The following is a 22,975-nucleotide window of genomic DNA, read 5'->3' as shown; positions in this document are numbered from 1 at the left end:
GGGTCCGTACGCGGGTGCGACGCGGGTGTCACGCCCTGGCCACGGGGTGCGCCGCATTCTCGGTGAGTGATTCGCCGAGGAGGTTGTCATGGCAAACAACTGTGAGCACGGGGAAGCCTGCGACTGCCGGCGTACGGACGCGCAGGGTCAGGCCCAGGCGTTCGCGCCGCCGCCGTTTTCCGTTCCGGGCCCGCCGGGAGAGCCCGCGTGGGCGTCGGCCGGAGCGGCGTACATGAGGAAACGGGGACGGCGGACGCTGGTGACGCTGCTCGCCGTGGTGGTGGCGGTGGCCATCGCGGTCGCGTCCTCGCTTCTCACCCGGGCGGTCGGGGAGGACGACGCCGAGCTGGGCCGGGCGGGGCTGGTCATGGACGAGGCGCCCGCCCAGCCGACCGCCCCACCGGCAGAGGGCGACGGCGGGCAGGTCGCGACGGTGGAGAACGGGGTACGGCCCGCGGGAGACGCCGATCTGCGCGAGGGCGCGGTGTTCCTGCAGTCCAACGACCCCGTCGCGAACGAGGTCGTCGCGTTCGCCCGCGAGGCGGACGGGACGCTGAGCGAGGTCGGCCGGTACGCCACCGGCGGCCAGGGCACCGGCAGCTTCGAGGACAGCGCCCAGGGGATCGTGCTGGGCACCGCCGACGGCGAGGCGTCGCCGATCCAGAACATCGACCAGGCCGACCTGCTGTTCGTCACCAACGCCGGCAGCGGCACGATCTCGGTGTTCCGGGTGCTGGGCGGAGGGCTTGAGCTGGTGGGCCAGACGCCCTCGGGCGGCAAGCGGCCGGTGAGCCTGACCGTGAACAACGGCCTGCTGTACGTCCTCAACAGCGGCGAGGAGGATCGGCGGCTGATCGTCGGCCCCACCACGGCGCTGGAGAACTGCGGGCACGGCGACGCCCCGTCGGTGACCGGCTTCCGGGTCACCCCCGACGGCGCGCTGCAGGCGATCGAGAACTCCACCCGCCAGCTCAGCGGGCGCGGGCGTTCCGGCTGCTCGCAGGTGTCGTTCACGCCCGACGGGCGCACCCTCGTCGTCAGCGAGCGCATCGCCTCGCTGCCGGGGCAGAGCCGGCAGAACAAGGGCGCGCTGGTCACCTTCGACGTCCGCTACGACGGCACCCTGGGCCGCAAGCAGCTCAACGACCCCAGCGGCGTCGGGCCGTTCGGCTTCAACTTCACCCGCGACGGCAAGCTGATCGTCAGCGAGCAGAACGGCGCCCTGGCCAACCCGGGCGGCGGCAACGCCGCGGCGTACGAGATCAACGGGGACCGCACGCTGCGCTCGATCAACGGCTCGGTCGCCAACCGGCAGACCGACAGTTGCTGGGTGGCGATCACCCGTGACCAGCGCCTGGTGTTCGTCTCCAGCCCCTTCGACGGCGGCATCATCTCGTCCTACCGGCTGGGCCGCGACGGGGCGCTGACGCTGGCGCAGGAGGTGGCCTCCGCGCCGGACGGCAAGGACCGCAAGAACGACCGGATTCCCGAGGGCGCGACCGACCTGAGCCTGAGCCGCGACGGCGGGTTCCTGTACCAGCTCAACTCCTTCAACGGCTCCCTGTGGGTGTTCAAGGTCAACTCCAACGGGCTGCTGACCTACGTGGAGCAGCACCAGGTGTTCCAGCTTGAGCCCTTCGGCCGCGGCGGCGAGGCCGCGCCGTTCGGGATCGCCTCCTTCTGATCCTCCGACCGAGAGTAGGGACACAACCAACATGCGGTACGGAATCCTCGGTACCGGTTCGTATCTTCCGCCCGCCGTCGTGACCAACGAGGCGCTGGCCGCCCGTACGGGCGTGACGGCGGAGTGGATCGTGGAGCGCACGGGCATCCACGAGCGGCGCTTCTGCGAGTCGGGCCAGGCCACCAGCGACCTCGCCGGCCACGCGGCCCGGCGGGCGCTGGAGGCCGCCGAACTGCCCGCCGAACTGCTGGACTTCATCGTGGTCGGCACCTCCACGCCGGACTTCCCGCAGCCCGCCACGGCTGTGGTGGTGCAGGCCGCGCTCGGGGCGGACAAGGCGGCGGCCTTCGACGTCAACTCGGTGTGCGCCAGCTTCGTCTACGCGCTCGACACCGCGCGCGGGCTGCTCACCGCCGACCCGAACGCCCGCTACGCCCTGGTCATCGGCGCCGACATCTACTCGCGGCAGATGAACTTCGACGACCACCGCTCCGCGGTGCTGTTCGGCGACGGCGCGGGCGCGGTGGTGCTCGGCCCGGTGGACGACGACCACGGCATCCTCACCTCGCGGCTGCTGTCGGACGGGCGGCTGAGCGAGCTGGTGAAGGTCGCCGGCGGCGGCAGCCGCAGCCCGCTCACCCCGTCCTCGCTGCTGGCCGGCGAGGGCCTGTTCACCATGCGAGGCCGCGCCGTGCGCGAGTACGTCCAGCAGGTCGTGCCCGACCTGCTGTGCGCGGTGCTCAAGGAGTGCGACCTGACGGTCGAGGACGTCGATCTGGTGGTGCCGCACCAGGCCAACGCGGTGCTGCTGCGCGACTGCTTCTCCGCCGCCGGGGTGGCGCCGGACAAGCTCCACCTCACCTGCCCCTTCTACGGCAACACCGCCGCCGCCTCGATCCCGGTCACGCTCGACGACGTGGTGCGCCGGCGGGGGATCGAGCGCGGCGACGTGGTGGTGCTGCTCGGCGTCGGCGGCGGGATGAGCGCGGGCGCGTCGCTGCACCGCTGGGCCGGCACCACGGCCGGGCTCAGCGGCGTCGGCGACGCCGAGCGGGCGGTGCGGTCATGAGCACCAGGATGCTGTACCCCGAGCTGGGCCGGGAGTATCCGGTCGCGGTCCGGGCCAAGGGCAGCTACGTCTACGACGCCGAGGGCAAGTCCTACCTGGACGGCTGCTCCGGGGCCATCGTGGTCAACATCGGCCACGGCGTGCCCGAGATCGCCGAGGCCATCCGGGCCCAGGTCGAGAAGATCACCTTCGTCACGCGGCTGCAGTTCACCAACCCGCAGGCGGAGCGGCTGGCCGCCGAGCTGACCGCGCTCGCGCCCGGCGACCTCGGCCACGTCTTCTTCACCAACAGCGGGTCGGAGGCGATCGAGGCGGCCATGCGGCTGGCCTTCCAGTACTGGCAGGAGACCGGCAGGCCGGAGCGTACGGTGATGATCTCGCGCGACGGCAGCTACCACGGGGCCACGCTCGGCGCGATCGGCCTGTCGGGCCACCCCAACCGGCGCCACACCGTACGCGCGGTGCTGCCCGCCTGGCCCAGGGCGGCGGCGGCGAACTGCTACTCCTGCCCCTTCGGGCTGACCCGCTCGACCTGCGGTCTCGACTGCGCCCGCTCCATCGAGGACGCCATCCTCGCCGCGGGCCCCGAGCGGGTCGCCGCCGTGGTGATCGAGCCGGTCGTGGGCGCCTCGGGCGGCGCGGTCCCGCCGCCGCCGGGCTACCTGCGCGAGGTCGCCGCGATCTGCCGGCGCCACGACGTGCTCCTGATCGCCGATGAGGTGATCACGGGGCTGGGCCGCACCGGGCACTGGTTCGGCTGCGACGAGGAGGGGATCGTGCCCGACCTGCTGGTGCTGGGCAAGGGGCTCAGCGCCGGGTACGCCCCGCTGGGCGCGGTGCTGCTGCGCGACCGCGTCCACGACGCGATCGGCGCGGGCAGCGGCCAGTTCTCCCTGGGGCACACCTACGCCGCCAACCCGCTGTCGGCCGCGGTCGGCCTGGCCGTGCTCCGGTACGTCCGCGAGCACGACCTGCCGGCACGGGCCAGGGAGCTGGGCCCCCGGCTGGCCGCGGGCCTGCGCCGGGTGCTGCGGGCCCGCGGGATCCAGGCCGACGTGCGCGGCCGGGGCCTGCTGCTCGCGGTGGACTTCTCCCGCCCCGGCGAGGAGCCCGGCATCACCGCGGCCGAGGTCGTACGCGCCGCGCGCGACGCCGGGCTGCTGCTGTACCCGGCCGGCGTCACCCCGGTGCCCCAGGCGGTCATGGTCGCGCCACCGCTGACGATCACCGTGGCCGAGCTGGACCGGCTCGTGGACCTGTTCGCGACCGCGCTCGACACCGTCCGTCCGCGCGTGGCCGCATCCCTGGAAGGAGCACTGCGATGAAGATCGGCTGGACGCTGGCGCAACGGGCCATCGCCGACCACTACGAGGCCCTGGCCCGCGAGCACGTCGCCGCCCGGTCCGAGTGGCACTACGCCCGCGAGCAGCTCGACCAGGGCGCCTGGAGGGCCCTGGCCGACGACGGGCTGTGGCGCATCCCGGTGCCGGAGGAGCTCGGCGGGCACGGCATGACCTGGTGGGAGTTCTGCGCGGCGCTGGAGGGCATCGCCAGGGGCGGGCGCGACCTCGGCTTCTGCCTGTCGCTCATCGCCCACGCCGGGTTCCTGCGCTCGCTGGTGATCTTCGGCGGGGAGTACCACCACACCGTGGCGCTGCCGAAGATGATGGGCGGCGCGATCGGCGCGACCGCGCTCACCGAGATGAGCGGCGGCTCCGACGTGGCCAGGGTCGCCACCACCGCCCACCCCACCGCCCAGGGCTACAAGCTCGTCGGCACCAAGACCCACATCACCAACGCCCCGGTGGCCGACATGTTCTGGGTGCTCGGACGCATCGACAAGCTGCCCGCCAAGCGCGACATCTCGGTCTTCGTGCTGGAGCGGCAGTCGTCCGGGATGCAGATCGGCGCGCCGGAGCACATGTTCGGCAACCGCAGCAGCCCGACCGGCCCGGTCTCCTTCTTCGGCCTGCCCATCACCGCCGGCCAGGTGCTCGGCCGGCCGGGCGACGGGCTGAGCCTGACGTACGCCACCATCGCCCTGGACCGGCTGCTGTACGGCGTGGTCGGCGCGGCGTACCTGGAGGGGCTGCTGCAGGAGGCGATCGGCTTCGCCGAGCAGCGCACCGCCTTCGGCCGCCCCATCGCCGACTACCAGTACGTCCAGCGGCGGATCACCAACGTGAAGCTGGCCATCGAGTCGGCCCGCTGGGTCTCCTACGCCGCGCTCGCCAGCCTGCTGGAGGAGCGCGAGGAGGCCGCCCTGATGTCCTCCACGGCCAAGCTCATCGGCTCGGAGGGCCTGGCCGGCGCCGCCCTGGACGTGATGCAGATATTCGGCCACACCGGCTACCAGCTCGGCCACCACTCCCGCAACGTGCAGGACGCGCTGGGGACCCTCATCGCGGGCGGCACCTCCGACATCCAGCGCAAGAACATCTTCACCCAGCTCCTCAGGCTGCGTAAGTCCCAGCGCGCGGCCACGCCCGCCGTCAGCGGCAGCGCCGCCTGACCCCGCCAACCCTCCCGGAAAGGAACCACAGCAATGCCGAAGGTGATCATCGCCAACGTGGACAGCGACTCGATGTGCGGCACCGACATGTCGCCGGAGGTCCACGCGCTCAGCTCGATGTGCTGCTGTCGCCTGCTGGTGATGGCCGAGGAACAGGACCTGGTGGTGCTGCCGCACTCGGTGTCGGAGGAGTTCATCGAGTACGTCGGCGGCCTGCTCGACCGGAACCTCACCAGCAGGAACGTCGTGGTGCCCAAGGACGGCGACGTCCGCCAGCTCATCCTCAACGACGCCTCGCTCAACGACGGCCACGTCGCCGCGCAGATCCGCGAGCGCGCCGGCGACCTGACCGGGTGGCGGATGGAGGCGTACTTCCTCGACCGCCCGGTGATGGCGCTGGCCGACGAGCTGGGCCTGCCCCTGTACGGCGTGGACGACGCCACCGACCTGGCCTGCCGCGACTTCCTGCGCTGCGGCGGCGCCGAGAGCTTCAACAGCAAGGTGCTGTTCCGCCAGCTCGCCGCCACCGTGAACGCGCCCGTGCCCTCCGGCCGCATCGCCTCGCGCGAGCACGAGCTGGAGGTCGCGATCCGCACGCTGCTCCCCGAGACCGGCAGGGTGATCATCAAGCAGGAGCTGAACTCCGGCAGCGCCGGGAACACCGTCGTCACCGTGCACGACGAGACCCGGCTCACCGGCGCCTCCCGGGTGGTGCGGGTGCCGGAGGAGGGCGGCGACCTGGCGGCGCTGGCCGCCGACCTGTGGCCGCGCATCGCCAAGCAGCGCAACACCCGCGTCGTGGTGGAGGCGTACCACCAGGCCGCCCAGGTGTACTACAGCGAGCTGTGGGTGCCCGGCCCCTCCGGCGCGCCCAAGCTGCTCAACTTCGGCGAGATGCGGATGGAGCCGACCTTCATCGGCTTCGAGATCCCCGGGCAGCGCATGCGCGCCCACGACCTCGGCGAGATGACCGCGCACAGCATGAACCTGGCCAGGGAGGCCGGGCGCCGCGGCTTCGTCGGCTATCTGAACATCGACTCCATCACCACCGTGGACGGCGGGCTGCTGTTCAACGAGGTCAACGGCCGCATGGGCTGCTGCACCAACATCGACTACCTCGCCCGCGCGCTGGTCGGGGAGGACTACACCCGCGAGCGCGTGGTGCTCACCTACAACTGGGTCGCCGCCCGCGACTTCCCCGCCGTGGTGAAGGCGCTGGACGCCGCCGGGGTGGGCTATGACAAGTCCACCCGCACCGGGGTCATCGTCGCGATCGAGGACGTGGCCCGCACCGGGTCGCTCGACTACATGGTCATCGGCACCGACCTGGACCACGCCCGCGACCTGGAACAGCGGGCGCTCGTGGCCATCGAGGCGGCGTGAACACGCCGCGGCGAATCGGAGAAGGGGTGATAAGGATGCCGGAGCACAGGCCGGCCGAGGTCTTCGAGCGCTGGGAGTCGCGGGTGCGCAGCTACTGCCGCAGCTTCCCGGTCGTCTTCGACCGCGCCGGCGGGCACCACCTGTGGGACACCACGGGACGGAGGTACACCGACCTGCTGTGCGGGGCGGGCTCGCTCAACTACGGGCACAACCCGCCCAGGATCGTCCGGCGGGTCGCGGAGTACCTGCTCAGCGGCGGCCCCGTGCAGTCGCTGGACCTGTACACCACGGCGAAGGCGGAGTTCCTGCGCCGCTTCGCCGCCCAGGTGCTGGTGCCGAAAGGGCTGGGGGAGTACGTCATGCAGTTCCCCGGCCCCGCCGGGACCCTCGCCGTGGAGGCCGCGCTGAAGCTGGCCCGCAAGACGACCGGCCGGTCCGAGGTGGTCGCCTTCCGCGGCGGCTTCCACGGGGCCTCGCTCGGCTCGCTGGCCGCCACCACCTCGCCGCTGCTGCGCGGCGCGGCCGGCACCCACCTGCCGGGCGTGCGGCTCCTGCCGTACGACGCGGCGCCCGGCGACCCCGACCCGGCCGCGGCGCTGGAGTACGCGCTGCTGGGTCCGGGCCGCCGCGCCGAGGCGCCCGCCGCGATCCTGCTGGAGACCGTGCAGGGCGAGGGCGGCCTCAACGTGGCCTCCCGGCCCTGGCTGGCCCGGGTCCGGCGGATCGCCGACGAGGTGGGCGCGCTGGTCATCGTGGACGACGTCCAGGCCGGCTGCGGGCGCACCGGCACGTTCTTCAGCTTCGAGCACGTGCCCGAGCTGCGGCCCGACCTGGTGTGCCTGTCGAAGTCGCTCAGCGGCATGGGACTGCCCCTGGCGATGGTGCTGATCCGGCAGGACCTGGACCGGTGGGCGCCCGGCGAGCACAACGGCACCTTCCGCGGGCAGAACCTGGCGTTCGTGGGCGCGACGGCGGCGCTGGACTACTGGTCCGATCCCGACTTCGTCGCCCACGTGCGCCATCTCGCCGCCGCCGTCCGCGACACGCTGCGCGACATCGTCGCCGAGCTGCCCGAGGGGATCGCCGAGCCGGCCGGGCGCGGCGCCATGAGCGGGCTGCGCTTCGCCGACGCCGCGACGGCCGAGCGGGTGCGGCACGAGCTGTTCCGCGCCTCGGTGATCGCCGAGACCTCCGGCGACGGACGGGTGCTCAAGCTGCTGCCGCCGCTGACGATGTCCCCCGCCGACTGGCGCGAGGTCGGCGGCGTCATCGGCGATGTGGTGATCGCGACCGCGGGCGTCCCCGCGGTCACGGCGGCGGGGGCGGCGGCGTGAACGCCGGCCGGCTCCTCGCCGCCACCCCGCTGGGGCTCGGCGCGCTTCGCGGGCTGCTGGCCACGGTGCTGCGGGCGATCGGCGACGGGCGCGACGCCCGCCAGGGGCCGATCGCCCGCGGCGGCCCCGCCGAGGTGGCCGAGGAGGTACGCAGGCGCATCCCCCTGGTCCTGCCGCTGGAGGGCGCCGGGCCCGAGCGGGCGCTCACCACGATCGTGGAGGCGGTCGCCGCCGGCGCGGCCGACCCGTCCAACCCGTTGTGCGCGGCCCACCTGCACGGCGCCCCCCTGGCCGTGGCCGCCGCGGCCGACCTGGCCGCGAGCGTGCTCAACCCGTCACTGGACTCCTGGGACCAGGCGCCCGCGGCCGGGGAGGTGGAACGCCTGGTCACCGCCACGGTGGCCGGGCTGGTCTACCCCGGCCGCGAGGAGGCCGACGCGCTGGTCACCACCGGCGCCACGGAGTCCAACCTGGTCGCGCTGCTGCTCGCCAGGGAGCGCCTCGGCCCGCGGCTGCGCGTGATCTGCTCGGCGGACGCCCACCACAGCGTCGGCCGAGCCGCGTGGATGCTCGGTCTCGCCCCGCCGGTCGGGGTGCGCACCGCCGGCGGGCGGATCGACCTCGGCGCGCTGGCCCAGACCCTGGCCATCGTGCCCGGACCCCACTGCGTGGTGGCCACCGCGGGCACCACCGACAGAGGGGCGATCGACCCGATCGGCGAGGTCGCCGGGCTGGCCGCGCGGCGCGGGGCGTACCTGCACGTGGACGCCGCCTACGGTGGCGGGCTGCTGTTCAGCCACCGCCGCGCGCGGCTGCTCGACGGCCTGCCGCGCGCCGACTCCGTGGCGCTCGACCTGCACAAGTTCGGCTGGCAGCCGCTGCCGGCCGGGCTCCTCGCGGTACGCGACACCGCCTCCCTCGCCCCGCTGTCGCTGGTGGCCGACTACCTCAACGCCCCCGACGACCAGGAGAGCGGCATGCCGGACCTGCTGGGGCGGTCCATCCGCACCTCCCGGCGTCCGGACGCGCTGAAGATGGCGGTCACCTTCCAGGCGCTCGGCTGGTCCGGCCTGGCCCGGCTCACCGACCGCTGCTGCGACGCCGCCGCCTCGCTGGCCCACATGATCGCCGAGCGGCCCGCGCTGCGCCTGCTCACCCGGCCGGAGATCAGCACCGTGCTGTTCCGGCCCGTCGCCGCCGACGCCATGCCGGTGCCCGAGGGCAACGCGCTGGTGGCCGGAATCCGGCGGTCCCTGCTCGCCGACGGCAAGGCGGTGCTCGGCCGGGCCAGGACGGCCGAGGACGACCGTCTCTGGCTCAAGATCACCCTGCTCAATCCCGACGTCACCCCGGCACACCTCGACCGCCTGCTCGACCTGGTCGAGATCGCCACCCCCCGCACCGTACCCGCCGCAGCCTGACCGGGGCCCCGCCCCCGGGTCCGAGCCGGACCCGGGCCGGGGCCTCGCCCATGTTCCGGAAGGCTCACTCACACGAGAAGGGACACCCCCATGAAGGCCCTGCCGAGCACCCTGTCCGCCAGCTACACGCACGAGGTCACCTCCCGCGACACCGCCGACCAGTGGCGCAACGACCTGCCGGTCCTGGCCACCCCGGTCCTGCTGTGGCTCGGCGAGATCACCGCCATGCGCGCCCTGGAGGGCTACCTCGACGAGGACGAGATGACCGTCGGCCTGAGCCACGACTCCAGCCACCTGGCCCCCACCCCCGCCGGGCACGAGGTCCACCTCACCGCCGTGCTCCGCGAGCGCGACGGCGCCCGGCTCACCTTCGACGTCCACGCCCACGACGGCACCGACGAGATCCTGCGCGGGACCCACACCCGGGCCGTGATCAGCCGCAGCAGGTTCCTGGCCAGGCTGGCGGCCAAGAGCGCGCCCGCCTGATCCCCCCGCAACGGCGAAGGCCGCTCCGGGCGTACACCCGGAGCGGCCTTCTGGTGTCTCGGCCCGCTCACCTCCTCGCGGTCAGGACGGGGGCGCCGGCCTTCCCGGCCTCCTCGGCGTCGCTCTCTACGGCTTCCTCGGCCTCCTCGGCCTCCTCGACCTCCTCGGCCTGCTCGGCCGGGGGAGCCGGCGGCTCCTGGCCGGAGACGCGGGCGAACCTGCGCACCAGGCTCAGCAGCGGGCCGGTGAGGGCCGTGGTGACCAGCGCCATCACCACCATGAGCGAGTACAGCCGCTCGTCCAGCACCGCGAGCTGCAGGCCCACCTGGAGCACGACCAGCTCGGTGACGCCGCGGGCGTTCATCAGCGCGGCCACCGACGCCGCTTCGCCGCGGCGCATCCCGTACAGCCGGGCGCCGAGATACGCGCCGCCCGCCTTGGCGCCGATCGCGACCAGCAGGATCAGCGCCAGCTCGCCGAGCCCGCTCAGCCCCAGGGCGGTCGTGTCCACGGCGAGCGCCGCCACCACGAAGAAGATCGGCAGCAGGAACGTCCGGCACAGCCGGGCGATCTCGCTCATCTGCCGCTTCATCACCGGATCGTCCTTGCCGGGCAGCACCGCGCCGAACAGGAACGCGCCGAAGACGTAGTGCATGCCCAGGCCCTCGGTGGCGGCGGCCGACAGGAACAGGCCGGCCAGGATCACGCCGAACTCCGCCCTGCCGGACCACCTGCGCAGCACGAAGGACAGCAGCGGCCGTACCCCGAACAGCAACACCAGCAGGTACGGCACCGACAGCAGCATCTGCCACGGCGAGGCGCCGCCGCCCAGCGCGACGACCACCGCGAGCACCACCCAGGCCAGGACGTCCACCACGGCCGCGCACACCACCGCCAGCCCGCCGGCCACGGTCCCGGTCAGGCCCCGGTCGGTGACGATCCTGGCCAGCACGGGCAGCGCGGTGATCGACATCGCGGTGCCGAGGAACAGCACGAACAGCGCCGGGTTCGCCGGATGGTACGTCGTGGCCGCCAGCCACCAGGCCAGCGCGCAGCCGAGCGCGAGCGGCAGCAGGGTCGAGCCCAGCACGATGGCCACCGTGGCCCCCCGCCTGCCGCGCAGCAGCCGGGGGTCCCACTCGTGGCCGACGGTGAACATGAACAGCACCAGCCCGAACGTGGCGATGGCGTGCAGCGCGTCCTTCACGCCGCCGGGCAGCACCGTCTCGGTCATGCCGCCGCCGTGCAGCACCGCGGCCAGCAGCACGCCCGCCGCGATCTCACCGACCACGGCGGGCTGCCCGATCCGGACGGCCAGCCGGCCGGCGAGCTTGGCCGCCAGCACGATCACCGCCACATCCAGCAACATCATCAAGTTGGTCACGGCACCTCGGCTCCGCTCGCGGGGGCGGTGGCCGGGCACCACGGCGGCCCGGGGGGCGCGTCCATCGATCCCACCTCCATCTGTCCGTCAGGCCTTGCGATAGCTGTCGTATCGGAACTGGCGGCGGCCGACCGCGACCACCGTGCCCGGCCGCAGCACGGAGGGCACCCCGCTCGGCAGCCGCTCCCAGTCGCGCGCGCCGGGCAGGCGCACGTACGTGCCGGTGGCCGAGGCCGCGTCGGTGACGCTCACCTCCCAGCCGTCCAGGCTCACCCGGGCGTGCACCTCCGCCACCGTGGCGTCGTGCAGCCGCACCGCCTGGGCCGACCTCGCCCGCACCTCCTCCACCCGCTCGGGCACCCGCCCGAGCACGTGGTCCCGGTCGAGCGGGAACATCGTGCCGTCGTCCAGCACGAGCACCCCCAGCACGGGCCGCTCGCTGCGCGCCGGCACCCGCCCGGCCTGCGTCAAGCCGAGACCGCACACGCCGCAGTAGCGCAGCGACGGATCGTTGAAGTGCCCCCTGCGGCACAGCGCCCCGGAGACCCGCGCGTCCGCGCTCTCCTCACCGCTCTCCGCATCGCCCGTCAGGCCCGCAGGCACCGGCGCGAAGCCGCCCCCGGGAACAGAACCGGACGCGGTGCCCGAACGAGACGCGGTGTTGGAACCAGACGCGGTGTCCGAACGGGACGCCGATCCCGTCTCCGAACCGGTCTCGGAGCCCGCCTCCAGGTCAGGCCCCGATTCCACCTCCAGACCGGCATCGGGTCCCGCGTCCGCGAGCCACAGCGCGTCCGCGCGCACGACCCCCGACGCGATCTCGCACCAGGGGTCGGCCGACGCGCCGGAGTCGTCCTCGCCGAGCACGGCGTGCGCCGCGGACAGCGTGCCCGGGACGATGCGGTCGGACATCGTCACCGCGTCCCTGCCGTCGAGGACCAGCGCGCCCGTCTCCGTACGCACGGTGAGCCGGGCCCGGCCGTGCACCAGCGCGGCCGTGCCGCCCTCCACCTCGCCGAACGCGCACAGCGAAGGGAAGCCGCCGCCGGACGAGGCGAGCAGCCGCGTCAGGGCCTGGCCGAGCCGGCGCCCCGGCTGGTCCGCCTGGGAGGCCAGGCCCGCCTCCCGCAGCAGCTCGCCGGTCAGCTTCTCGTCCTCGGTCTCGAACAGCAGGGTCAGGCCCTCGTACCGGGCCAGGACGCCCTTGCCAGGGCGCAGCTTGACCGGACGCGCCGGCCGGATGGCGGTGGTCACAGCAACCTCCCGCCACGGAAGCGCCAGCGGATGAACGGCACGCGCACCGGCCCGTTGACGAACAGCCACACCGCCAGCCACACCACGGTGAAATGCACCGCGAACGCCGGCAGCGGCACCGGTCCCGGCAGGCCGGGCAGGTGCCCGCCGGTGGCCAGGAAACCGGCGAGCACGCCCTCGGGGACGATGGTGACCAGGCCGAACAGCGTCGGCCAGTCCTTCTCCCACCGCCACTGCATGAGCACGTGATAGATCAGCTCCCAGCCGACGCCGAGCACCGCGACCGCGGCGAGCACGACGTACACGCTCTGGTAGCGCGCCGCGGCGGGCGCGTCGACCGGGAGCAGCGGCGCCACGGCCGCGGTGACCACACCGCCGACCAGCGCCAGCATGAACAGCCGCGTCTGGATGCGGCCGAACAGAGTCGGTACCACGATCTCCCTCCTTTCCGACTCCCCTCCGGCTCCCTCTCGCGGGCCGGGCCTGTCAGATCTGGCGGCCGGCGGCCCAGCGCACCCAGTGCGCCAGCGCGCCCGCCGGCCCCATCCGGCGGCAGAAACCCCGCCTGGCCATGTCATCGACGATCTCCTGGGCGGCGATCTGCAGCCCGAGGAAGGTGTCCACGCCCGGGAACGGGCCGCCCAGCGCGGCGGCGCCGCTCAGGTAGATCCGGCCCATGCCGCTGTCGGCGCCCGTCACCGCGAACTCGCGGCCGACGTCGATCCGGCCGAGCCCGTTCATCCGGGCGCCGCCGTGGTCGAGCAGGTCGCGCAGCACCTGGTGGTCGCGCACCTCGGCGTTCAGGCCGGTGCAGTCGATGACGTAGTCCGCGTGCAGTTCGAGGGTGCCGTCGGCGGTGCGCAGCCGGGCGAGCACGCCCTCACCGTCCCGCCGGAGATCCTCGAACGTCCCGTTGACCGCGCGGTACCAGCCCTGCGAGCGCGCGGTGCGGAGCTGGCGCTGCCACTCCCGCCGCCAGGCCGTGGTGGTGCCGTCGATGTTCTCGTGCACCTTGAGCCGCGCGTCGGGGTCGAGCTTGCGCATCTCGGCCTTGAGCTGCCCGCCCCAGACCGACTTGGGGTAGTTGAACCCCTGGTAGGCGAAGCCGTCCTTGCCGCGGCGGCGGGCCCAGAGCTGCTTGCCGTGCCTGCCGGAGAAGTAGGTGCGCAGCACGTGCAGAATCCGCGTCTGCAGGCCGTGGTCCATGCGCTCCCTGATCAGGCGCTCCAGCACCCGGGAGGCGACGATCCCGCCGCCGCGCACCAGCACCGTGCCCGGCCGCCGCCGCAGCGCGTGGTAGACGTGCTCGTGGTCCTCGTAGGCGTTGACCACGTGGTGGAAGTCGTTCATGCCGGCGCGGAACTCCTGCAGCTCCGGCAGGAACTTCAGCCCGGTGTAGCCGACCGCCAGGTGCACGTCGCGGCAGCGGATCACCCGGTGCTCGGGCTCGGCGATCCGCTGGTCGGCGAACAGCACGAAATACCCGCCGCCCGCCCGCCGGCGCACCATCTCCACATCGCCGCGCTCAAGCATGTCCCAGTAGCGGATGCGCCGCGCCTCCCGGGCGATCGACTCCAGCACGGCGCGCAGCTTCGGCGTGTAGAAATCGGCGAACACCGGTTCCAGCAGCACCTGCATCAGCGGGGCGAGGGTGCGCTTGCGGAACGCCTCGGAGACCGCGTACGAGGGGAAGCCCCAGATGTTGTCCGGCCGCGACGCCGCGTCGGAACGAATCCGGTCGTCCAGGGCGATCTGCGACACCGTGGCCAGGTGCTCGTAGGTCTGCCACGGGTGGCTCAGGTTGGACACCACCTGGATGTCCGAGGTGGGCAGCCCACCCGCGATCCGCAGGTAATCCACGGTCACGAACGAGCCGATCCCGCCGCCCACGGTGACCACCGGCTTGTCGCGCATCGGTATGCCGGCGGCCGTCACCATCTCGTCGGTCCACCGGTCGCTGGTCCTCAGCAGGGGCGGCAACCCGGAGGACGCGGGACGATCCCCCGGCGCCCGATGGACATCGATCACTTCGGTCACGCTTGATCCCACCATTCCTGTCGTGGTCGTGACGTCGCCGGCCAAGCCGGCACGAGGGGTACCGCACCACGATCGACCCCCACCCGTCGCGCACCCGTGGCCGCAGCGTGACACCCACAACCACCCCACCACCCCCCACCCACAACCACCCCTCCCACCCCGCCCGCGCCCAATCCCGTCGGCGCCCACCGCTCCCACTCCGCCCGCGCCCAATCCCGTCGGCGCCCACCGCTCCCACTCCGGGCCGCGCCCAATCCCGTCGGCGCCCACCCCTCCCACTCCGCCCGCCCTCCGCAGCGCGCCGCTCTCACGCCCGCTCCGTCCCCGGTGGCGCACGGCCGGGTTCTCCCGCGACCGCTTGGGGCGGGCCGGAGGTTCGGGGGCCTGTACCGTGCGTGGCCTTCCGCAGGGCCCCGGTTCTGTGGCCGCTTGGTTCGGGAGGCTCACAGCCGCGTTTCCCCGCGACCGCGCCCTTGGATGCCCCCGCTCCCGCCCAGTTCCCGCGACCGCGCCCCTCCCGCGCGCCTCCGCCCCACATCCCGTCTTTCCGGAGCCGCTCCGGTTTCCGGTCCTCCCGCAGCGCGCCGTTCTCACGCTCGCTTCGTGCCGGTGGCGCGCGGCGGGGTCCTCCCGCGACCGCTTGGGCGGGCCGGAGGTCCGGGGGCCTGTACCGTGCGCGGCCTTCCGCAGGGCCGGTTCTGTGGCCGTTTCGTGCCGGTGGCTCACAGCCGGGTTCTCCCGCGACCGGCCCTCCCGCCCCCGCCCGCGACCACCGCTGCTGGTGGGGCTGCCTGGTGACGACCCTCAACGGCCAGGTGACCGCCCCCGGCGCCGAGTCCGGCATCCGCCTGGGCGCCCGCCTCCTCGCCCGCTGGCCGGGAACAGTGGCGTCGGGCCGGGACTTGGCACAGCCTCCACGGCTGGGCCTGGGCCATCGCCGAGGGCACGGCCAGGCTCGTCGGGGCGGGCATCGCACCCCCACGGCCAGAGGGCGGGGCGCTGGTCGGCTACTACCGTGGGGCCGCGGTGAGCACCCCGACTGGGGCGAGTGCCGCTCGGTCATGGTGTCCGATCGGGAGGATGCTCGTGGTGATGACGGTCGAGCACGTGTACGGCGCGCTCGGGATGGCCCGCGCGGTCAGAGTTGGGCGTTGAAGCCGCCGAACCGGCCCTCGTGGTACAGCAGGGGGAGCTTGTCCGGCAGCAGCGTCGTGGCCACGAGCAGGCCCACGACCAGCATGTGATCGCCCAGAGCCGACTCCACGTAGCGGCGGCAGACCAGGTGCGCCGTCGCGCCGTCGAGGACGGGCAGCCCGTACGGGCCCTCGCTCCAGCGGGTCGGGGGCCCGAACCGGTCCACGTTCCTGGCGGCGAAGCGTTCGGCGACGTTCCGTTGGTGCTCGGCGAGCAGGTTGACGGCGAAGTGGCCGGCTTCACGCAGCTTCGGCCAGCTCGCGGAGTCGAGGCCGACGCAGAAGGAGACCAGCGGCGGGTGGAGGCTCACGGCGGTGAACGACGTGGCGGTGAACCCCAGGGGGCCCGGCCCGGTCACCACCACGGTTCCCGCGGCGTGCCGGGCCAGGGCGCGGCGGAACTCGGCGGGCGCCACCCCGGGCTCGTCCGGCGCGTCGCCGGCGTGGCCGTGGGGCGGCGCGGTGCCGAGTCCGGGCTCGCCCGGCGTCTCGCGGGCGCTATCGAGGCACATCGGCCGGTCTCTCCCGTGGCGTCTCCGGCGCCCACCCCGGCCGATTGACGAGGTATCGCCCCCGGTCGGCCCAGGTGGGCGCCCGCCACAGGTCCCTGGCCAGGGCCGCCCACTCGTGGAAGGCGACCCGGACCGGATTGAAGGTCCGGATGTCCTTGGTCAGGCCGTACCTCGGCACCTCGATCTCCTCGGCGTAGGAGCCGAACATGCGGTCCCAGATGATCAGGATGCCGCCGAAGTTCCGGTCGAGATAGCCGCCCTGCGACCCGTGGTGCACCCGGTGGTGCGACGGCGTCACCAACAGGAACTCGATCGGGCGGGCCAGCTTGCCGATCCGCTCGGTGTGCAACCAGAACTGGTACAGCAGGTTGAGCGAGTGGCAGAAGAGCACCGCGGCGGGGTGGAAGCCGATCAGCACCAGGGGCGCGTAGAAGATCCATCCTCCCGGGCTGAACCACGAGTGCCGCACGGCGGTGGAGAGGTTGAAGTGCCGGCTTGAGTGGTGCACCACGTGCGACGCCCAGAACCACCGGATCACATGGTGGCCGCGGTGCCTCCAGTAGTAGAAGAAGTCCTGGGCCACGAGAAGCCCGGGCAGCATCCACCACTCGAAGGAGATCTTCACCGGGGCGAGCCAGTACAGCGCGGAGTAGGCGAGCAGGTACTCCAGGCCGAGCACCAGGGCGAACAGCTCGCTGCCGATCCCCATGGCCAGGCTGGTCATGGTGTCCTTGGCCCGGTAGCCGGCCTTGTCCGGGTCGGGCAGCAGGCGGTAGGACGCCATCTCGACCGCCATCAGGAGCAGGAACGCGGGGATCGAGTACCGGATCAGGGCCGGGAACTCGGTCATCACACGGCCTCCACCCGCTTCGCGAGCTCGGCGGCGACGACGCCGGCGATGGCCGTGATCGTACGGTGGTCCCAGGCGAGGTCCTCGTCTACCTCGATGCCGAACTCGTCCTCGATCCGGGCCGCGAGCGTGAGGGCGCGGATGGAGTCCATCCCGTACGAGGCGAGGTCGGTGTCGTGGTCGATGGCCTCCGGCGCGAGCTCGACGTAGAGGGCGACCTGCTCGGTGAGCCAGGCCCTGATCGACGCGGTGCTCGCGCTGTTGTCAGCGGTCATGACATGTCTCCCTGGTCGTCTCCCCGGTCCGGGGGGATGGGGGTGTGGGTATCGACGGGGGTGGGGTCGAGGTCTAGGGACACGCCGCTCTCCAGCCTGGCCGTGAGGTCGCGGAGCAGCGGATCGGCCGCGTCGGGGGCGAGTGGCGTACGCACCTCGGCGTCGAGGTGAGACAGGCGCGAAACGACGGAGACGCCCGGCGGAAGGGGCGGCGGATGGCCGGCGAGAGCGGCGAGCTCCGCGGCCGGGGGGATCGCGCCGGGGGTGCACCGGCGCGGGTCGCCGCAGGCGGCGCGCAGCGCCCGCAGGGCGCGCCAGTGCGCGCCGAAGCCGGCGTACGGCCCCTCGCGCAGGTAGAACCTGGCCCCCAGGAGTGTCGCCAGATCCCGCAGGATCCCGGTGAGCAGCCGGGTGGCCGCCCAGGTCGCCGCCCCGGCGCCGGGCGCGTCCGCGGTGACGGCGGCGCGCGCGAGGGCGTCGGCGATGAGCAGGTCGGCGTACGCCCCGGCGAGCAGGCCGCGGGCGTGCGGCAGGCGGGCGACGGTCGTGCCGTACAACTCGCGGGACAGCGCGAACCGCAGCACGGTGCGCAGCGCGTCGTCCACGCCGCCCACCGCGCCGCCCGCGATCAGGGCGCCGGAGACGACATAGGGTGGGTCCGCCCCGGGCAGGGGCGCGCGGACGCGCACCGGGACGCCGTCCAGATCCACGGCGTCGCAGCCGATGCCCCTGGTGCGCGGCGTCCCGGTTCCATCGGCGACGGCGAGCCAGGGCGCGCCCGCGCTGCGCACCACCGCCACGAGGAGCGAGCCGCGGGCGCCGTTGAGCACCGGCACGCCCCGCCCGTACAGCCGGATTCGGCCGTCCCGGGCCTCCGCGGTCACCCCCTCGTCGGCGTACGCGCACTCCGCGCCGCCGGTCACGTGCGCGCCGACCTCGTCGAACACCTCCTGGCCCGCGGCCATGCGGGCGGCCACCGCCGGGCGCACCACGGCGCCCAGCAGCGACATCCCGGCCGCGGAGTCGCGGCGGAACAGGGGTCGCAGGGCCCGCATGTACTCCACGGACTGCGGCGGGCCGGCGCCGCCCGGCATCCAGGCGGCGAGCGAACCGGCGGCGCGCATCAGCCCATCCCCCCTTCCGCCAGCCGGCACGGGAACAGGGAGAGCAACATGCCCTCACGGTGCTGGGCGGTCAGGGCCGTCCACATCGCCTCGCGGGCCGGCTCGTCGCAGGGGGTGCCGAGCAGGCGGTGGACGACCATGCGCACCCACGCCCCGCCGGCCCACCGGGGATCGTCCGCTGCGACCGGCTTGGAGCCGTGCGTGGCGAGCCAGACCTCGACCGCGGCGGCGGCGGCGAACACCGCGGCGAACGATTCCGCCGCCTCGAAGTGCTCGACGGGCACGAGCGCGGGCGCGGGCTTGAGCGCGGCGGTGCGCTCGCACAGGCTCCTCGCCCGGGCCAGGACCTCCGCGGCTACCTCGGCCAGGGGCCGGAGCTCCGGGCGCCGCGCCGCCATCTCCCGCAGCCGCTCCGCGGCGCCGGGCAGGGCCCGCAGCACGGTGACGCCACGCGCGGCCACCAGCCTCAGCCGGCCCGGCGCCAGCGCGGGGCAGGGGCGGTCCAGCGCCGCGAGCCCGGCCGCCTGCGGCCACTCGACGGGCCGCGCGCACGCGGCGGCCAGCAGGGGAAGCTGGTTGACGATCGCGTACAGGTTCACGACCCGGTTGCCGTCGAACAGGTCCACGATCCGGTGGTCCCGCGCCACCTTGTCGAACCGGACGGCCTCGGGGCCGCCGTCCCACGCCGCCATCCCGAGGAGGTCGCCGAGCCTGCGGATCAGCGCGTCGGTGCGCAGCGGCACGAGGTACTTGACCGCGGCGCTGACGACGCTGAGCTCGGCCGGCGCGAGGTGCGCGCAGCGCGCCGCCACCGTGGCCACGACCTCGGCGGCCAGGTGGTCGGCGTAGGCGTCGAGGAGGCGGGCGCGCGCCTCGGGCTCGCCCGCGCGCGGCCCCAGCATCGACATGGCCAGCCGCAGCGCGTGCTCGCCGCCGCCGAGGGACAGGCCGGCGCACATCGTACGGGTGAGCTGCAGGGCGCGGAGCACGGTCTCCAGCCCGGTCCCCGGCTCGCCCACGCGGTTCCCCTCGGGGACCGGCGCGCCGGTGTAGGCGATCCCGCTGATGTCCGCGCCGCGGATGCCCAGCGTCCGCTCCTTGGGCAGCGTACGGAACGTCCCCGGAGCCAGGCCGGCCTTGTCGGCGTAGACCACGTCGAACGCCCGGGGCCCCTCGCGGCCGTGGACGCGCGCCAGGACGGCGGTGACGCCGCCGCGCGTCGCGTTGTTGATCAGCCACTTCTCGCCGGTGAGCCGCAGCGCGCCGTCGGTCTCCTCGACGGTCACCTCGCCGGCGAGCAGGTCGCTGCCGTGCGCGCGCTCGGTGAGGCCCCAGGACACCGGGACGCCCGCGAGCACCCACCGGGCGACGAGCTCCTGGATCTCCGGGCCGCCGAACCACGCCGAGACGGCGCCGAGGAACGTCTTGCCGTGCCCGATGGCCACGGTGAGGTCGCGGCGGGCGATGGCGCGCAGCAGGTGCAGCCCGTGTTCCAGCGTGCGCAGCGCGCCGCCGCACTCCGCCGGCACGTAGTACGCCGGTACGCCCCAACGGTCGAGATGCGCGCAGATGTCGCCGGGGAACTCCTCCGCGGCGTCCAGCCGGACGCAGGCGGCATGGGAGAACACCACCCGCTCGTCGTGCGGGTCGCCGAGGTGGGACTCAAGCCGCTCCAGGTCGGTGAAGGGCGGGTACCGCTCAGGCACGGACACCGCCCCCTACGGCGCGCCACTGCCGCGGCGTGGCGCTCGCCCCCTGCGGATGCCGGTCGGCCCAGTAGCGGATGCTCGCCCGCAGCGCGTCCTCCACGTCCACCACGTAGGTGTCGGGCCGGAGATGGTCCTCCATCGCCCAGTAGGGGAGATAGGGGTCGAAGGCGTGGATCAGCGCGAGCTGCCCGCGGCTGAGGTGCTGTTCGGCGAAGGGCCGGAAGAACCGCTCCCAGCGCCTGGGCGCGATCAGCGGCGGAAGGCCGACCGGGGGCACGCCGCGCCCGGCCCGCCACGCGTTCAGCTCGTCGAACACGATCTTCACGACGGCGGCTCCGGACAGGGCGCCGTCGCCCGCCCCGAGCGTGGCGACCTCCTTGGCCGCGGGCCGCCCGGCCAGGGCGCGGGCGGCGACGACCGCGGCGACCTCGTCCACCGGCACGAGCTCGACCCGGCAGGCGTCGTTGGCCACCATGACCGGCAACGCGCCCCACAGGTAGCCCTGGAGCACCTGGTAGACGCCGTGGAAGCGGGCGATGTGGCCGTCGGCCCGCCGTCCGATGATCATCGGTGGACGTACCGTCCAGTTCGGGCAGGCGGCGTCCACCAGCCGCTCCGCCGCCGCCTTCGACCACTCGTAGGAGTTGCGGTAGTCGGCGGGGTCGTCCGAGGCGACGTCGCCGCGGAGCCCGGCGGCGAAGGCGGAGGAGACGTGCACGACGGTCGTCTCCGGGCCCACGAGGCCGAGCACCGCCTCGGTGGAGGCGATGTTGGCCCGGCGCGCCTGGTCGAACGGCAGGTTCCAGCGGATGTCGGCGGCGCTGTGCACGACCGCGTCCCACGGGCCGCGCAGCACGGCGGGCGGCGGCTCGGCCCCGAGGTGCCACTTGGCCACGCCCCGCGCGGCGTCGCCCGAGCGCGACACCCCCTGGACCTCGACCCCGGGAGCGGCCCGCAGCGTCCGCATCACCTCGCTGCCCACGATGCCGGTCGCGCCGGTGACCAGGATCCTCATGACGCCGCCTGCGCCGGACGCGCCGCGGCGGGAATCCGCTCGTGCACGGGCTGCAGCGCGCCCGCCAGGAGCAGGTCGCGCATGTGACGGCGGCGCACCTTGCCGCTCGTGGTGCGCTCCACCGTGCCGTTGCGCACCAGGACGACGCGCACGTTCGGCAGCCCGGTCAGGCGCGCCAGCCGCACGGCGATGTCCTCGGCCACCTTCTCGGGGGTGGACCCGCCGCCCAGCCTGCTCGGCCGCACCTCCTGGACCAGGACGGTCTCGTCGCCGCCGAGGGTGAAGGCCGCGCCGAGACCGAGGGCCGGGTGGCTCTCCCGGGCGGTCTCCTCGACGTCCTGGGGATAGATGTTGCGGCCGTTGACGATGAGGATGTCCTTGATCCGGCCGGTGACGTACAGCGCGCCGGCGTCGAGGAAGCCGACGTCGCCGGTGCGCAGGTACGGTCCCTCGCCGGTCGCCAGCCGGGCCTGGAAGGTCTCCTCGGTGGCGGCCGGGTTGGCCCAGTACCCCGCGGCGACGCTGGCGCCGCGGACCCAGATCTCGCCGATCTCCCGGTCCGGGAGCGGTGCCAGCGAGGCGGGATCGACGACGCGGACGTCCAGGCTGACGGGCCTGCCGCACGACACCACCTGCCGCGCCGCCTCCCCGGTGCCGGGAACCGCGCGGTTGCGCTCCAGGTCCGCGGCCGAAAGGCTCAGCACCGCCGGCCTGCTCGTGCCGGCCAGGCCGGTGACCAGCAGGGTCGCCTCCGCCATGCCGTACACGGGCCGCCAGCTCCCGGCGCGGAACCCGACGGGGGCGAACCGCTTCTCGAACGCGGTCAGCGTGGCCGCCCGCACCGGCTCGGCGCCGTTCATCGCCACCTGGAGGCAGGACAGGTCGATGTCGCGCACGTGTTCGTCGGGCACCTGCTTGGCGCACCAGTCGTAGGCGAAGTCGGGCGCCGCCGTGTAGCCGGCCCGGTGGCGGCTGATCAGCTCCAGCCAGAGCGCCGGCCGCTTCACGAACGACATCGGGGTGCAGAACGCGAGGCTGCCGCCGACGTACAACGGGGAGAGGAACTGGCCGACCAGGCCCATGTCGTGGTAGTGGGGCAGCCAGCCCGCGCCGACCCCGGTCTCGGGCGAGCCGATCATGCGCCAGATGTCGGTGAGATTGCGCAGCAGGTTGTCCTGCGTCACGATGACGCCGCGCGGCTCGCCGGTCGAACCGGAGGTGTACTGCAGATAGGCGACATCGTGCGGGCGCACGGCCGGCATCCGCCACGTCTCGGGCTCGGCGAAGCGCACGTCGTCCAGGGCCAGGCAGTCCACCCGCCCGGCCAGCCCGTCGCGCGCCAGCCAGCCCGCCAGCTCCTCGCGGCTGCCCGCGTCGGTGAGCACGAGCCTCACCCCGGCGTCGGCGATGATCCTCGCGCCCCGCTCCAGCGCTCTGGGGTCCGAGGTGGGCAGGGGCGCGGGGACGGACACCACGCCCGCGTACATGCAGCCGAGGAAGGCGCGCAGGAAGTCCAGGCCCGTGGGGAACATCAGGAGCACCGGGCCGCCCGCGGCGCGCTCGCCCAGGGACGCCGCGATCGACCGCGCCTCGCGGTCGAGGCCGGCGAACGTCAGCACCTGGTCCCGGGTGGTGCCGCCCGTCCTGGTCACGAAGGTGTACGAGCACCGCGCGCCCACCTCGGAGATCCTGGCCAAGACGTGCTCGAGAAACGTCGTCGCAGACGACATGGT

General features: G+C 73.9%; 19 protein-coding genes. 8 read left to right on the top strand and 11 right to left on the bottom strand.

The genetic code is table 11. From position 1 onward, the window contains the following. Nucleotides 1-232 precede the first annotated feature (232 nt). The 8 genes from HNP84_RS09895 to HNP84_RS09860 all read left to right on the top strand — a co-directional run bounded on the left by HNP84_RS09895 (nt 233) and on the right by HNP84_RS09860 (nt 9,889). Nucleotides 233-1,684 (top strand): lactonase family protein, encoded by a 1,452-nt coding sequence (locus tag HNP84_RS09895; RefSeq protein ID WP_185049160.1) that lies wholly within the window; start codon nt 233-235, stop codon nt 1,682-1,684. A 31-nt stretch (nt 1,685-1,715) separates the two neighbouring features. Beyond that, nucleotides 1,716-2,753, top strand: coding sequence for a 3-oxoacyl-ACP synthase III family protein (locus HNP84_RS09890; protein WP_185049158.1), 1,038 nt, complete (start codon nt 1,716-1,718; stop codon nt 2,751-2,753). Beyond that, nucleotides 2,750-4,078: an aminotransferase family protein gene (locus tag HNP84_RS09885; RefSeq protein WP_185049156.1), complete on the top strand. Its 1,329-nt coding sequence runs from the start codon at nt 2,750-2,752 to the stop codon at nt 4,076-4,078. Before HNP84_RS09890 ends, HNP84_RS09885 begins: the two co-directional genes overlap by 4 nt. Next, complete coding sequence (locus HNP84_RS09880) at nt 4,075-5,265, top strand: acyl-CoA dehydrogenase family protein (RefSeq protein ID WP_185049154.1); 1,191 nt, start codon at nt 4,075-4,077, stop codon at nt 5,263-5,265. Before HNP84_RS09885 ends, HNP84_RS09880 begins: the two co-directional genes overlap by 4 nt. A 33-nt stretch (nt 5,266-5,298) precedes the next feature. Beyond that, nucleotides 5,299-6,648: a preATP grasp domain-containing protein gene (locus tag HNP84_RS09875; protein WP_185049152.1), complete on the top strand. Its 1,350-nt coding sequence runs from the start codon at nt 5,299-5,301 to the stop codon at nt 6,646-6,648. A 35-nt stretch (nt 6,649-6,683) separates the two neighbouring features. After that, complete coding sequence (locus HNP84_RS09870) at nt 6,684-7,982, top strand: diaminobutyrate--2-oxoglutarate transaminase (protein WP_185049151.1); 1,299 nt, start codon at nt 6,684-6,686, stop codon at nt 7,980-7,982. Next, entirely contained in the window at nt 7,979-9,403 is a 1,425-nt protein-coding gene (locus tag HNP84_RS09865; RefSeq protein ID WP_185049150.1) for a pyridoxal phosphate-dependent decarboxylase family protein, read from the top strand. The genes HNP84_RS09870 and HNP84_RS09865 overlap by 4 nt, the downstream gene beginning before the upstream one ends. 90 nt (nt 9,404-9,493) lie before the next feature. Then, entirely contained in the window at nt 9,494-9,889 is a 396-nt protein-coding gene (locus HNP84_RS09860) for a thioesterase family protein (RefSeq protein ID WP_185049149.1), read from the top strand. 67 nt (nt 9,890-9,956) lie between these two features. On the opposite strand, the gene HNP84_RS09855 is transcribed toward HNP84_RS09860, so the two are convergent. The 11 genes from HNP84_RS09855 to HNP84_RS09805 all read right to left on the bottom strand — a co-directional run bounded on the left by HNP84_RS09855 (nt 9,957) and on the right by HNP84_RS09805 (nt 22,972). Further along, on the bottom strand, nt 9,957-11,273 hold the full coding sequence (locus HNP84_RS09855; protein WP_185049148.1) for a cation:proton antiporter: 1,317 nt from the start codon (nt 11,271-11,273) through the stop codon (nt 9,957-9,959). An 87-nt stretch (nt 11,274-11,360) separates the two neighbouring features. Further along, nucleotides 11,361-12,527, bottom strand: a complete 1,167-nt coding sequence (locus HNP84_RS55935) for an FHA domain-containing protein (protein ID WP_185049146.1) — start codon at nt 12,525-12,527, stop codon at nt 11,361-11,363. Then, nucleotides 12,524-12,961: a hypothetical protein gene (locus HNP84_RS09845; RefSeq protein WP_185049144.1), complete on the bottom strand. Its 438-nt coding sequence runs from the start codon at nt 12,959-12,961 to the stop codon at nt 12,524-12,526. Before HNP84_RS09845 ends, HNP84_RS55935 begins: the two co-directional genes overlap by 4 nt. A 52-nt stretch (nt 12,962-13,013) precedes the next feature. After that, nucleotides 13,014-14,564 carry an FAD/NAD(P)-binding protein gene (locus HNP84_RS09840; protein ID WP_312924251.1) on the bottom strand — a complete coding sequence of 517 codons (1,551 nt, stop codon included), beginning with the start codon at nt 14,562-14,564 and terminating at the stop codon, nt 13,014-13,016. 1,138 nt (nt 14,565-15,702) lie between these two features. After that, nucleotides 15,703-16,269: a flavin reductase family protein gene (locus tag HNP84_RS09835; RefSeq protein ID WP_185049140.1), complete on the bottom strand. Its 567-nt coding sequence runs from the start codon at nt 16,267-16,269 to the stop codon at nt 15,703-15,705. Beyond that, on the bottom strand, nt 16,256-17,119 hold the full coding sequence (locus HNP84_RS09830; RefSeq protein WP_185049138.1) for a sterol desaturase family protein: 864 nt from the start codon (nt 17,117-17,119) through the stop codon (nt 16,256-16,258). Before HNP84_RS09830 ends, HNP84_RS09835 begins: the two co-directional genes overlap by 14 nt. Continuing rightward, nucleotides 17,119-17,394, bottom strand: a complete 276-nt coding sequence (locus HNP84_RS09825; protein ID WP_185049136.1) for an acyl carrier protein — start codon at nt 17,392-17,394, stop codon at nt 17,119-17,121. The genes HNP84_RS09830 and HNP84_RS09825 overlap by 1 nt, the downstream gene beginning before the upstream one ends. Next, a complete protein-coding gene (locus tag HNP84_RS09820) occupies nt 17,391-18,518 on the bottom strand; it encodes an acyl-CoA dehydrogenase family protein (RefSeq protein ID WP_221336097.1) in 1,128 nt (375 codons plus the stop codon). The genes HNP84_RS09825 and HNP84_RS09820 overlap by 4 nt, the downstream gene beginning before the upstream one ends. Continuing rightward, on the bottom strand, nt 18,518-20,224 hold the full coding sequence (locus tag HNP84_RS09815) for an acyl-CoA dehydrogenase family protein (RefSeq protein WP_185049134.1): 1,707 nt from the start codon (nt 20,222-20,224) through the stop codon (nt 18,518-18,520). The genes HNP84_RS09820 and HNP84_RS09815 overlap by 1 nt, the downstream gene beginning before the upstream one ends. Further along, a complete protein-coding gene (locus tag HNP84_RS09810; RefSeq protein ID WP_185049132.1) occupies nt 20,217-21,242 on the bottom strand; it encodes an SDR family oxidoreductase in 1,026 nt (341 codons plus the stop codon). The genes HNP84_RS09815 and HNP84_RS09810 overlap by 8 nt, the downstream gene beginning before the upstream one ends. After that, nucleotides 21,239-22,972 carry a fatty acyl-AMP ligase gene (locus HNP84_RS09805; protein ID WP_185049131.1) on the bottom strand — a complete coding sequence of 578 codons (1,734 nt, stop codon included), beginning with the start codon at nt 22,970-22,972 and terminating at the stop codon, nt 21,239-21,241. The genes HNP84_RS09810 and HNP84_RS09805 overlap by 4 nt, the downstream gene beginning before the upstream one ends. Nucleotides 22,973-22,975: the final 3 nt, after the last annotated feature.

The sequence above is a fragment of the Thermocatellispora tengchongensis genome (assembly GCF_014202315.1).
Taxonomy (GTDB): Bacteria; Actinomycetota; Actinomycetes; order Streptosporangiales; family Streptosporangiaceae; genus Thermocatellispora; species Thermocatellispora tengchongensis.
This window is presented reverse-complemented; position numbering and strand designations above follow the sequence as displayed.